Here is a 12977-nt window from a genome sequence, read left to right on the forward strand (position 1 = left end):
CTTTTGCACGATTATATAGAGTTAATCTATAACAGTTTTGTGTGAATTTAGAAGCCTTCTATACAAGAAGTTATAGAAAGCTTCTTTTCATTTGTGGTGGATTATTGTACGATATAAGATATTTCGTTTTGCACAGTTTCTTAAATTAAAAGTAAGCGAAATAACAAGCACAAAGGAGGGCCAATAGATGGAATGGTCAAGAGAGCAACGTTATCGGCGGTTAGAAGAGGTGTCTTTTGAGGAAGTTGATGCACTAAAAAAACAGGTGCAAGAATCTCCTTATAGGCAGAAGTTTCATATTCAATCGAAAACGGGATTATTAAATGATCCAAATGGCTTTAGTTTTTACAATGGAAGATTTCACTTATTTTATCAGTGGTTTCCTTTAGGTCCTGTTCATGGGTTAAAGTATTGGTACCATGTTTCGTCTAAAAATTTAATCGATTGGGAAGATGAGGGAATTGGGTTAAAGCCAGATACCAAATATGACAGCCATGGGGTATTTTCTGGATCTGGTTTTGCGTATGAAGACCAGCTCTTCTTATTTTATACGGGAAATACCAGAGATGCTAAGTGGGAGCGTACTTCATATCAATGTATTGCGACAATGGATATGAAGGGGAATTTTAGAAAGTTCGAACAGCCTTTTATTTCTGGGGCTCCCAAAGGATATACAGAAAACTTTCGCGATCCCAAGGTTTTTGAAAAAGATGGAAATTACTATTGCGTGATCGGTGCACAAAGTCAGTGCAATGAGGGAAAGATTCTTTATTACAAGTCAGCGGATTTGATGAATTGGTCTTTAAAAGGTGAAATACAAACAAGTTTTCTAAATAACTGCGGTTATATGTGGGAATGTCCAGACTATTTTGAAATGGAAAATAAAGCAGTATTGATGTTCTGTCCACAAGGAATGGAAGAAAGAGGCGATTATTTCCGCAATATTTATCAGTCTGGTTATCTTTTAGGCGAGCCGATTGATTTCCAAAATGGGGAATTTAATCATGGAGATTTTCACGAATTTGACCATGGTTTTGAATTTTATGCACCACAAACGATGCTCGATCCAAATGGCAGACGTATTCTGATCGGCTGGTTTGGCTTACCGGATGTAGATAGTGTGACGGATGAATATGGCTGGGCGCATTGCCTAACAATTCCTCGTGTTTTAGAGATAAAAGGAGATAAAGTTGTGCAAAAGCCTTTACCTGAGTTAAAAAAATTGCGTCAAGAAAAAGATAAGTTGGATATTTCTTTAGCAAGCGAAACGAAAAGTTGGAAAGAAATTGATTTTCGTAGCTATGAATTAAAAATGACAGTGCAACTTAAAAAGCGAGGAAAAACCGGTTTAAAATTTAGAGTCGGGGAAAATGAAGAAGTATTGTTTTATTATGATACAGATGAACAGAAGTTAGTTCTCGATCGCTCAAAAGGTGGGAAGCTAGCGACTAAAGCCTATGGTGTCACTCGAAAGTGTGATTTCAAAACAACGAATTTTAATTTGCAGATGTTTGTAGATGAATCTTCAGCAGAGATTTTTGTTAATGGGGGTCAGGAAGTTTTTAGTACGCGTTTGTTTAACCAACCAAGCAGTAATGGGATTGAATTTTTCTCTGAAGGTCAAGCCGATATTACAGCTACTATTTGGCAAATTTAAACAAGAAAGTCCAACGAAGTGTTGACAAAAAGAAGTTGGACGTTTATAGTTGGTGTGAAATCGATACCACAAAGGAGTTCTTTCTATGGCAACTATCAAAGATGTAGCGAATAAAGCCAACTTATCTGTTGCCACCGTATCAAGATATTTAAATAATCATCCATATATCTCAGAAGAAAAAAAGAAGAGAATCAAAGCAGCAATGAAAGAGCTTGACTACACGCCAAGTTCGATTGCCACTCAACTTCGGTCAAAAAAAGGGACAATGATCGGAATCCTTGTTTCAAGAATTACCAATCCTTTTTTTTCCTATTTAGTAGATGCGATTGAAAAAGAGGCCAAGAAAAATCATTATAATGTGCTGATCATGCAAACCTATGATGATAAAAAAGCGGAAATAAACACGCTGGAACTATTAAAGCAACATGTCATTGCTGGTCTTATCATGTGTTCAGTAGAAGGCGATCCGCAGATGATTGCTAGTTATCAAGAGTTTGGACCCATCGTCTTGTGTAATGAGAGGGTGAGTGGTGCAGATATTCCTACAGTGGTTACAGATCAAAAAAAGGCTGTTTATAATGCCATATCGTACTTAGCAACTAAAGGTTATCAAAAAATTGCTTATTGTACAGGAGGTACTTTAACCAGCGAAGGACACGGTAGGAATCGAACGGAAGGGTTTGAGCAAGCCGTATTAGAAAAAAATTTAACTGTCAGAAAAAATTGGATTTTTCGACAAGTGCATACGAGTCAAGATGGTATGAAGGTAGCTGACGATCTATTACAATTGCCAAAAGTCGAACGTCCGGAGGCAATTTTTACGAATAGTGATGAAGTAGCCATGGGAATTATGGAACAAATGTTACAAAAAGGATTTCAGCTTCCTCATGATTTAGCGATAATTGGTTTTGACAATCAACCTTCTACTTCCTTATTAAGGGTTCCTTTAACGACCATAGCCCAACCGGTAGCTGCTTTAGGTATGGAATCTACCAAGTTATTATTAGCAAAAATTGAAAATAATTCTTATGAGGTAGATCAGGCACAGTTAAAATTAACTTTAGTTAAAAGAAAATCTGCTTAAGATAAACAGATTTTCTTGGTTTTATGGCAAATGTGGTATCGATATCATACGAAAAGGAGTATTGTTAATGCAAGAACTGAAAAGAGATTGGTGGAAAAATGAAGTTATCTACCAAATTTACCCAAAAAGTTTTAATGATTCCAACGAAGATGGAATTGGCGACTTGGAAGGGATTCGACAAAGATTACCTTACTTAAAGGAATTGGGGGTGACGATGCTATGGATTTGTCCCATCTTCAAATCTCCTATGAACGATAACGGCTATGATATTGCAGATTATGAAGCAATAGATCCGCAATTTGGTACAATGGAAGATTTTGACTTGTTATTAAATGAAGCAAACCAATTAGGAATCAAAATAATATTAGATTTAGTTGTTAATCATACTTCCGATGAGCACGAGTGGTTTAAACAAGCATTAGCAGATAAAAATAGCAAATATCGTAATTATTATATTTTTAAAGAAGGAAACAAACGTCCGAATAATTGGCGTTCACAATTTGGCGGTTCTGCCTGGGAGAAAGTCCTGGGAGAAGATGCTTATTATTTACACCTTTTTGGCAAAGAACAACCGGATTTAAACTGGGAAAATCCTGAGCTAAGACAAGAAATTTATGCAATGATTAATCGTTGGCTAGAAAAAGGGATCGCAGGCTTTCGCATCGACTCGATTACTTTTATAAAAAAAGATCAGGATTTTGCCTCTTTACCGGCAGATGGTTCGGATGGTTTGGTTTCATGTAAACATAAGACACGCAATCGGCCAGGAATTGGTAAATTTCTAAATGAACTAAAAAAAGAAACTTTTGAAAAATACAACTGTGTAACTATAGGTGAAGCATCTGGTGTTGATTATAAAGAATACGAAGAGTTTATTGGCAAAGACGGCTACTTTTCGATGATTTTTGATTTTCATTACGCCGATATCGATGTTGAATCAGGAACAGACTGGTTTAAACGTTCGAACTGGCAAGTAAAAGATTTTAAACAGTTATTGGCTCAATCGCAAGAAACCTTACAAAAGGCCGGTTGGGCGGCTAACTTTATCGAAAATCATGACCAACCTCGGGCGTTATCTAAGCTTGTTCATCCAGATTTTCAAAATGCTCATTCGGCTTGTGCCATTGGCGCACTTTATTTCTTCTTACGAGGCACGCCTTTTGTTTATCAAGGACAAGAGTTAGGAATGAAAAACTTCCAAAGAAGCAGTATTGTTGAATTTAATGACATCTCAAGCATCGATAATTTCTATCGCGCAATAGCAGAAGGTTATTCAGAAGAAGCAGCCTTACATTTTGTTAATTTACGTAGTCGTGATAATACGCGGACACCTATGCCTTGGAATAACGACAAATATGGCGGCTTTTCTCAAGTTAGACCTTGGTTAGCTATGACCCAAGAATATTCTGAAATTAATGCAAAAAATAATATGGTTTTTGAATTTTATAAAAAAATGATTGCTTTAAGACAAGATTCTGCCATCAGTCCAATTTTAACTAACGGTACGATCGCGTTTTTATCAAATGTGCCGGAAAATGTGATTGCTTATGTACGAGAATATAACGGCGAACGTATTTATTCTTTTACCAATCTTGGTACTGAAAAAGAACAAGTAAACTGGCCAAAAGCGATGGAACATATTTTTGTAAATACACATGAAAATAAAATTGTTGAAACTGAAAATGTTCTTTTGCCTTACCAAAGTATTTTATTCAAGTAGAAAAGAGGGAGAGCTATGGCAACAGATCATAAAAAAATAGCGAATGAAATTATAAGTGCTGTAGGAGAAGAAAACATTACATCGATTACACATTGTGCTACCCGTTTGCGTATAGAAGTAAAGGACCGTAGTATTATTAATGATAAAGAAGTTGAAAATATTGACGAAGTAAAAGGTGTTTATTTTAACTCTGGTCAATATCAAATTATCTTAGGCAGCGGAACTGTAACTAAGGTATATAATGAAATTATGCAAGATAATGGTGATTTACAAGACAAAGAAACCAGTGTTGAGTCAATCAAAAAAGAAGGAAACCCAATTCAACGTGGCGTTCGTACATTAGCGGATATTTTTACTCCGATTATTCCCGGAATTGTTTCGACTGGTCTATTTTTGGGTTTAAAGGGTGTTTTACTAGATGATAATGTGCTACATTTCTTTGGCACTTCCGCTGATCACATTCCTGAATACGTCATGGTACTCTTAACTGTTTTGACAGATACTGTTTTTGCCGTTTTACCAGCATTAATTTGTTGGTCTGCCTTTAAAAAATTTGGTGGTACCCCCGTTCTCGGTTTTGTGATTGGTATGATGTTGGTGTCACCATCTTTGCCAAATGCTAATAATGTTGCTGATATTCATAGTAGTGTTGAACCTATTATGGCTTTTGGTGCGATTCCAATTATAGGTTATCAAGGAAGTGTGTTGACAGCTTTAGTGATTGGGATTTTAGGAGCCAAGCTAGAAAAAGGTGTGCGCAAAAGAATGCCTAATGCTCTGGATTTAATGTTTACACCTTTTGTAGTGATTTTTACTATGGTTTTATTAGGGCTGTTAGTACTGGGACCACTACTGCATGTTGTTGAAAATGGTTTAGTTTACTTAGTAGAGCATTTAATTCAAATACCTTTTGGCGTTGGCGGTCTGTTAGTGGGTTTTATTTATCCATTAGCTGTAATGACTGGGATGCATCATTTGTTTATCATGATTGAAACGCAATTACTCGCCGCAACTGGGTTTAATCCACTGATTACTGTTTGTGCCATGTACGGATTTGCCAACGCTGCAGTTGCATTTGCTGTTGGCCTGCGAGCAAAGAGTAATAAAGTAAAAGTCATCGGATCAAGTGCTGGGATCACCCAACTACTTGGTGTAAGTGAGCCTGCACTATTTGGTATCACTGTTCGTTATGGAATGAAACCTTTAGCTGTTATGTTAGGGTGTTCAGCGGTTGGCGGTGGAGTCCTAGCCGCACTTGGGATACAAGCAAATTCCTATGGCTTGGCTGTTATTCTTTCACCGCTAATGTACATTTATGAACCTTATCAATTAATCAGCTACATTTTGGTTGGAATCGTTACATTTATTGTTGCTTTTCTATTAACGTATCTTTTTGCTGTACCGAAAGAACTGCTTGATCCCGATGCAGAATAGACTATATTCTATTAAGCTTTATCGCTCGAACAGCGGTAGAGCTTTTTTATAAAAATAAACAACCGTTAAATATGTTTAAAGCCAAATAAATCTGTTTAAACAAATGATTAGGAGCTTACATTCTTGAAATATCAAGGATTGTAAGCTCTTAATTTTTTGGCATAGTTATTGCTTATAGATAAGTGAGGTGATGTTAATGAAAAAAAGATATTTAGTGGCCACGCACGGGAAACTGGCGGAGGGTTTCCAAAGTTCTTTAAATATTTTGGCAGATAAAGGAAATCAGATTGAAGTGGTTAACGCTTATGTCACAGAAGAGGATTACACTCCAAAGATTATTGAATTTATTCAGCAAATTAAGCAGAATGAGCAAGCCATTATTTTTACTGACTTATTTGGAGGAAGTGTCAATCAAAAAGTGGTGGCAGAAATACTGACCCAAAAAAAAGAAAATATTTATGTTATTTCTAATACCAATTTAAGCATAGTACTCACATTAATTATTGGCCATGAAGAAGAAAAACTGACGGATGAACTCATTACAAGGGCAATTGAAGAAAGCCAAGTCAAATTAGTAAAAACGAAGATGGGAAAAGAAAATGAATCATTTTTTTAGGAGGAAATAATATGATAACTCAAGTACGAGTCGATGATCGATTAATCCATGGACAAGTTGCTGTGGTTTGGACGAAAGAATTAAATGCTCCACTACTTGTGGTTGCTAATGATGAAGCCGCAAAGAATGAAGTAACACAGATGACTTTAAAGATGGCTGTTCCTAATGGGGTAAAGTTACTCATTCGCTCGGTAGATGAAGCAATCAAAGTTTTTAATGACCCACGTGGTAAAGACCGTCGTATTTTTGCCATTGTAAATAGTGTCAGTGATGCAACAAAAATTGCCCAAAATGTCGAAGATATCGAAGCGGTAAACGTGGCGAATACAGGTCGTTTTGATAAATCTGATCCAAAATCAAAAACCATGTTATTTCCTAGCGTGCAATTAAATCCTGATGAGCTCGAGGCAGCGAAAGAATTAGCTAAAATTGAGCAGGTGGATAGTTATAATCAAGTTTTACCTACAAATTCTAGGTATAGTTTAAAAGATGCATTAAGCAAATTATAAATTGAGTATAAAAAGAATCAGTGAGTGGTGGTTAAAAAAATCGAAGAAAGAGTTGGTAGAACGTTATTTGTCATTGGGAAGATAGATAAGAAATCGATCTATTATTCGAAATTAAAAAGTGGAACAACGTTTTATAAAACCGTTCTCTGTGTTTAAAGAAAAAAATCTAAAAGAGAAGGAGAATGAATAATTATGTTGATAGAAGCAACATTAGCTGCACTGGCAGTATTCATTTGCTTTGCCGGTAACTATTTAACAGGACAAAGCATGATGGAACGACCGCTCGTGGTTGGTTTAGTCACCGGTATTTTAATGGGAGATATGAGAACTGGCGTTTTAATGGGCGCCTCTTTAGAAGCCATTTTTTTAGGAAATGTAAATATAGGTGGTGTGATAGCTGCTGAGCCAGTCACTGCAACGACACTTGCAACCACTTTTGCCATTATTTCTAATATTGAACAAAATGCTGCGATGACCTTAGCTGTTCCAATTGGGATGTTAGCTGCATTTGTCGTGATGTTTTTAAAAAATGTATTTATGAACATTTTTGCACCTTTTCTTGATAAGGCAGCGCGAGAAGATAATCAAAAAATGATTGTCGGCTTGCATTATGGTACATGGATTATTTATTACCTAATCATTGCTTCCATTGCTTTTATTGGAATTTTAGCAGGAAGTGGTCCGGTCAATACTTTTGTTGAAAATATTCCTGAGCGTTTAATGAATGGGTTAAGTGCTGCAGGAGGATTATTACCAGCAGTCGGGTTTGCTATGTTGATGAAACTGCTTTGGGATAATAAGTTAGCTGTATTTTACATTTTAGGGTTTGTGTTAACCGCTTATCTCGAACTACCTGCTGTAGCCGTGGCTGTTATTGGCGTTGTCATTTGTGTGGTTAGTGCGCAAAGAGATTTACAGATGAGAGATATTTCGACGAATGGAAATAATAACCATGCAGCAGGAACGATGACCAAAGAAGAAGAGGAGGATGACTTTTTCGCATGAAATTACAAGAAAACTTGAGTAAAGAAGAAAAAAAGATGATGCGTTCGGTATTTTGGCGTTCTTGGACCATGAATGCGAGTCGAACAGGTGCGACACAATACCACGCAGTCGGCGTGATTTATACTCTACTTCCGGTAATTAATCGTTTTTATAAAACCAAAGAAGAACGAGCAGATGCCTTAGTTCGTCATACCACTTGGTTTAATGCCACCATGCATCTTAACAACTTTATCATGGGGTTAGTTTCTTCGATGGAAAAGCAAAACAGTGAAGACGAGAACTTTGATGCCAGTTCGATTACTGCGGTAAAAGCTTCTTTGATGGGTCCGATTTCGGGAATTGGCGATTCCTTCTTTTGGGGAATTCTGCGAGTCGTTGCAGCAGGTATCGGTATTTCTCTAGCTAATACAGGTACACCCTTAGGAGCTATTGTTTTTTTACTTTTGTATAATATTCCTGCTTTTTTAATTCACTATTTTGCTTTATATGGGGGATATTCGGTCGGAGCAAGCTTTATACAGAAACTTTACGAATCCGGCGGGATGCAAATTTTAACGAAAGCATCAAGCATGTTAGGGCTGATGATGATGGGTAGTATGACGGCTTCAAATGTTAATTTTGAAACCATTTTAGAGGTAAATGTCGCAGGCAGTGAAGAAACCATGAAGATTCAAGAATACTTGGATCAACTCTTTGTGGGAATTGTTCCTTTAGCTGTTACACTTATTGCATTTTGGCTGCTGCGTAAAAAAGTGAATGTAAATTACGTTATGCTAGGAATTATGTGTTTGGGTATACTTCTTGGTTTACTGGGAGTGGCATAGTAAAAAAAACAGCACGCTAGAATATCTGATCAGTCATCGTAAGTTATAAAGTCAATATTGGTGTGGACAATCTTTCTTTGAGATAAGTGTTCACGCCAATTTCTACTTAACAGTGATTTTTGGATTCACTTTAGGTATCTTATTAAGATGGAGGTGTAAAGTTTGAAAACAAAAACATATCAAGCACTTTTAGCTGCTTTAAAAAACGGCAAAGATAAATTAACCACCAATGAAGTTGCTAAAACGATTGGTTTAAGCCGTTCAGTTACTAGCCTTTATTTAAACGAACTTTTAGCAAATGGGGAGGTTTTAAAAAAAGGAACAAAACCAATTTACTGGCAATTGGCTAATGCTTCTGAAAAGGATAGTCCAGAAGATGTTTTCCAAAAGTTCGTCGGAAGTAACGGCAGTGTTAAAGAAGCGATTGATAAATGCAAAGCAGCTGTCCTTTATCCCCCTCTAGGATTACCTCTTTTAATCCAAGGTGATAGTGGTGTGGGTAAAAGTTACTTAGCAGAATTAATCTTTGAATACCTCAAAGCAAATAAGGCAAACGGTACAGAGAAATTTTTGGTATTTAATTGTGCAGATTATGCGAACAATCCAGAACTCATCTCTTCCATTCTTTTTGGGCATACCAAAGGCGCATTCACTGGAGCAGAAACTAAAAAAAGAGGATTACTCGCTCAAGCAAATCAAGGGGTTTTATTTCTTGATGAAGTTCATCGTTTATCGAATGAAAACCAAGAGAAACTTTTTCAATTTATGGATACTGGGCGCTTTAGACCAATAGGAGAAGAAGAAAAAACAGTGTCATCTAATGTTCGTTTACTATTTGCGACAACAGAAACGCCAGAAAAAGTTTTGTTACCTACTTTTTATCGCCGAATTTCTGTTGCTATTCACTTGCCTTCTTTTCATCAACGGCCATTTTTTGAAAGAATTGAATTAGTGAAATATTTATTTTTGAACGAAGCAAAGCGTTTAAAAAAAGACTTAAAAATAAGCCAGAATGTTTTTTCTAAAATGATCGAAGAAAGGCTATCAGGAAATGTAGGAAGTTTAATGAACGAAGTACGCATGTTATGTGCGGATACATTAAGAAAAAACGGAGAAAAAGAAGTAATTAAAATTGGGGATTCACATGAAAAGGAATGGATTTTTCTTACACCTTCAGATCCGTTACTTGATGAAAAGAAGCAAGTAATTCAATCTCTACAAAATGATTTTTTTAAACTTGTTAATCAAGAGAGAAATCTTTCTCAATTAAAACAAAAAATTTATCAGTTTAATCAAGATTTTTTAACAGAATTTTTTTCACCAGAAAATGATAGTCTTTTTTATCATGTTAAAAATCACATCCAAACTAGAAATAAAAACACAATAGATAACCAGCTATTAACCGAAGATGCAGTTCATTGTTTATATAATATTATAAAAATTAAAGAAACTAATGATCTTTCTTTTTTACTAGACAAAATTAAACAACAATTAAAAAAGGAATACCCGCGAACGTTAGCATTAGCTAGTAATTTAACTACAGACCTTAACTTTGAAATTAAATCATTTGCTAAAATAATGTTAGCCATTTTATTAGTCGATACTGTCTCAGAAGATATTCGCTATCATGCTTTACTTGTTGCCCATGGCAATACCACAGCATCAAGTATCCAAGCCGTAGCTAATCGGTTATGTGGAGACTATGTTTTTGACGCAATTAATATGCCATTGACATCTTCGATTCGTGATATTATTTCTCAAGTGAAAATTTGGCTTTCTGAAAGAGATACTTCCCAAGGTGTTATTATGCTAGTCGATATGGGGTCGTTAACGCAATTATATAAAAGCTTAAAGCCACAAATTTTAGGTGAATTGTTAGTGATTAATAATTTAACCACTTCATACGCTTTAGACATTGGGCAAAAATTACTCAGCGGCAAATTATTTTACGATATTGCTAAATCGGCAGAAAATAATTTTAAAACAGAAGTTCAATACTTCGAAGGATTTGAAGTAGAAAAAAATATCATAATATCAAGTATCTCTGGTAGTGACGTAGCGAAAAAGATTCAATCGATTTGTCAAAAATACGTGGATCCGGATGTTAAATTAATTGTATTGAAATTTAATGAATTATTGAATACATTAGATCTTGCTCATAATCAACAGGATTATTTGAAATCAACGGTTTTAATTTTAAGTACTTCATACTTAGATAATAAGACGAAGATACCGGCAATTAACTTATTAGACGTGGTAGATGAAGGTGCAGAAAAACAGCTCGAAAACTCATTTAATAACTTAGTGCATCCTAACGATATTTCAAATATGTTAAATGAATTTATCCAATTTTTCTCAAAAGAAGGATTATCTGAAAAATTAGTCTTTTTAAATCCTGATGTTATCATTCGGCAAGTAGAAGATGTTGTTGAAAAATTAGAACGTCGTTTTAATTTAAAATTATCTGCTAAGATGCGATTTAATTTACTAATGCACGCTGCACTTTTAATTGAAAGGACTATATTAGGGGTAGAGGATTATTCTGTTCCTGAAAATATTGATGAATTGAAAATTAACGATCGCTTATTTTATCAAAATGCCAAAAATGTCTTTTATACTCTGGAACAATTTTATAAAATCCAAATTTCCGATTGGGAACTTTATGTTATTTATGAGTTACTAACTTCCTAAATGGTAAAGTCTATGAAAAAACGTTGAGCACACACTCAACGTTTTTTCATAAAATTTCTAATTACTTTTCTTACCCAATAAATAGGTTAAGCCAAAACATACAACTGCAAATAATACAGAAAAGAGAACAGTTGAAAAATTAATACCAGCAGATTTTATAGATAAATCGGCAAAAATAGCGATTGGTGATGCAAGGACAAGTCCAAAAATTCCAGCATAAGTGTAACTTGGAAATTTCTTAAATAATAGGTCAATTATTTTACTAATAACGCCTATACCTAAGAGCATGCCCACACCGAAAAAAGCACAATAAGTACCATAAATAAGGAGCTCATTAATATCGGCGGCACGTAAAGCATCAATAAAGCCATTAATCATGGAAAGAAAGGCTTGGTACCACCCCAAAATTAACATCACTAAGGATCCGCTAATCCCTGGAATAACCATCGAAGCAGAAGCGATAATTCCAATAAAAAACAAACCGAATAATGTAGGTAGTTCAAGAGACAGTTCATATGATGAAGCGCTTGATACCTCAGCCACGCTCATCCATGTAATCAACGCAAACATCACTAAAAAAATTCCCCAGTGCCAATAACTTGCTTTTTTTTCTTTTAAATATAATGAAGTTTGAAATTCTTTCCACAATATTGGAAAACCACCTAAAATGAGGCCAGTGAAAGCAGAAGCCGTTTGTAAGGGATAGAAATCAAAAAGATAAGTGATCGCTCTGGAAAAAAACGCAACGCCGATTAATAATCCTAAAAGAAGAGGAATAAAAAAACGAAGACTTCTTTTTAGTTCCGATTTCAATTTTGTGATGGAGTAGATGATATCATCGTAAATACCTAAAGAAACAGCAATTGTGCCACCTGAAAGCCCAGGAACAATATTTGCTATTCCCATAAATATTCCTTTTATCAATAACCATACATTTTTCATTTGAATATCATTCTCCTTATTATCTGAGTCCTGTTTATTTTAGCATATATTCGAAAAGCTATGCGTAAAGAAAATCTAAAATATTTTTCAAAATTAACGTTTAGTAAACAAAGTAAACATAATATACCCCGAAAGAGGGCGATAAGTAAATTACTGACTCCAGCAATGTAGGAATAGTACAATCTATTAATAAACTTAAACTAATAATTATTCGTTTAGACTTAATATGCTTATCTTTTTATCTCCAGAGTTGTTTTGTTAATTGAATCTGAATACACTTTATGTATGAATTGTAAATGATTAGTTAGTAAAAAATAATGCTTGCAATAGAAAGCGGTTTATGCTAGCTTATATATAGACATTTTTTGGATTGTTACTGGCTTAGCCAGGCAAAACCTAAATAAGCAAACATGGAACAAAAATAGTTCGATTATTTTTGTGTCATGGGCTTGTTTGGGTTTTTTTATTTGGGCAATTATAAAATAAACGGAGGAG

General features: G+C 35.1%; 10 protein-coding genes. 9 read left to right on the top strand and 1 reads right to left on the bottom strand.

The window, feature by feature from the left end; all coding sequences use genetic code 11:
* Positions 1-187: 187 nt before the first annotated feature.
* The 9 genes from TS1_RS04245 to TS1_RS04285 all read left to right on the top strand — a co-directional run bounded on the left by TS1_RS04245 (position 188) and on the right by TS1_RS04285 (position 11540).
* A complete protein-coding gene (locus TS1_RS04245; RefSeq protein WP_068708183.1) occupies positions 188-1657 on the top strand; it encodes a sucrose-6-phosphate hydrolase in 1470 nt (489 codons plus the stop codon).
* Between the two features lie 85 nt (positions 1658-1742).
* Positions 1743-2741, top strand: coding sequence for a LacI family DNA-binding transcriptional regulator (locus tag TS1_RS04250; RefSeq protein WP_068708184.1), 999 nt, complete (start codon positions 1743-1745; stop codon positions 2739-2741).
* A 67-nt stretch (positions 2742-2808) separates the two neighbouring features.
* The gene (locus tag TS1_RS04255) at positions 2809-4461 is read left to right on the top strand and encodes a glycoside hydrolase family 13 protein (protein ID WP_068708187.1); all 1653 of its coding nucleotides are present in this window, start codon (positions 2809-2811) and stop codon (positions 4459-4461) included.
* A 15-nt stretch (positions 4462-4476) separates the two neighbouring features.
* A complete protein-coding gene (locus TS1_RS04260; RefSeq protein ID WP_068708188.1) occupies positions 4477-5895 on the top strand; it encodes a PTS transporter subunit EIIC in 1419 nt (472 codons plus the stop codon).
* Positions 5896-6091: 196 nt separating this feature from the next.
* Complete coding sequence (locus TS1_RS04265) at positions 6092-6511, top strand: PTS sugar transporter subunit IIA (RefSeq protein WP_068708189.1); 420 nt, start codon at positions 6092-6094, stop codon at positions 6509-6511.
* An 11-nt stretch (positions 6512-6522) separates the two neighbouring features.
* Complete coding sequence (locus TS1_RS04270) at positions 6523-7020, top strand: PTS system mannose/fructose/N-acetylgalactosamine-transporter subunit IIB (RefSeq protein WP_068708190.1); 498 nt, start codon at positions 6523-6525, stop codon at positions 7018-7020.
* Positions 7021-7212: 192 nt separating this feature from the next.
* Positions 7213-8025 carry a PTS mannose/fructose/sorbose/N-acetylgalactosamine transporter subunit IIC gene (locus tag TS1_RS04275; RefSeq protein ID WP_068708191.1) on the top strand — a complete coding sequence of 271 codons (813 nt, stop codon included), beginning with the start codon at positions 7213-7215 and terminating at the stop codon, positions 8023-8025.
* Positions 8022-8849, top strand: a complete 828-nt coding sequence (locus TS1_RS04280; protein WP_068708193.1) for a PTS system mannose/fructose/sorbose family transporter subunit IID — start codon at positions 8022-8024, stop codon at positions 8847-8849. Before TS1_RS04275 ends, TS1_RS04280 begins: the two co-directional genes overlap by 4 nt.
* A 162-nt stretch (positions 8850-9011) precedes the next feature.
* Entirely contained in the window at positions 9012-11540 is a 2529-nt protein-coding gene (locus TS1_RS04285; RefSeq protein ID WP_068708194.1) for a sigma 54-interacting transcriptional regulator, read from the top strand.
* Between the two features lie 57 nt (positions 11541-11597).
* Here TS1_RS04285 and TS1_RS04290 read toward each other — a convergent pair whose 3' ends face one another.
* Entirely contained in the window at positions 11598-12482 is an 885-nt protein-coding gene (locus TS1_RS04290; protein ID WP_068708195.1) for a DUF368 domain-containing protein, read from the bottom strand.
* Positions 12483-12977 lie beyond the last annotated feature (495 nt).

It is taken from the genome of Tetragenococcus solitarius NBRC 100494 (assembly GCF_001544195.1).
Taxonomy (GTDB): domain Bacteria; phylum Bacillota; class Bacilli; order Lactobacillales; family Enterococcaceae; genus Tetragenococcus; species Tetragenococcus solitarius.

Coding starts and splice junctions, on each gene's coding strand:
- TS1_RS04260 (WP_068708188.1), top strand. CDS start 4,477: ATGGCAACAGATCATAAAAAAATAGCGAATGAAATTATAAGTGCTGTA.
- TS1_RS04290 (WP_068708195.1), bottom strand. CDS start 12,482: ATGAAAAATGTATGGTTATTGATAAAAGGAATATTTATGGGAATAGCA.
- TS1_RS04265 (WP_068708189.1), top strand. CDS start 6,092: ATGAAAAAAAGATATTTAGTGGCCACGCACGGGAAACTGGCGGAGGGT.
- TS1_RS04275 (WP_068708191.1), top strand. CDS start 7,213: ATGTTGATAGAAGCAACATTAGCTGCACTGGCAGTATTCATTTGCTTT.
- TS1_RS04245 (WP_068708183.1), top strand. CDS start 188: ATGGAATGGTCAAGAGAGCAACGTTATCGGCGGTTAGAAGAGGTGTCT.
- TS1_RS04270 (WP_068708190.1), top strand. CDS start 6,523: ATGATAACTCAAGTACGAGTCGATGATCGATTAATCCATGGACAAGTT.
- TS1_RS04280 (WP_068708193.1), top strand. CDS start 8,022: ATGAAATTACAAGAAAACTTGAGTAAAGAAGAAAAAAAGATGATGCGT.
- TS1_RS04255 (WP_068708187.1), top strand. CDS start 2,809: ATGCAAGAACTGAAAAGAGATTGGTGGAAAAATGAAGTTATCTACCAA.
- TS1_RS04250 (WP_068708184.1), top strand. CDS start 1,743: ATGGCAACTATCAAAGATGTAGCGAATAAAGCCAACTTATCTGTTGCC.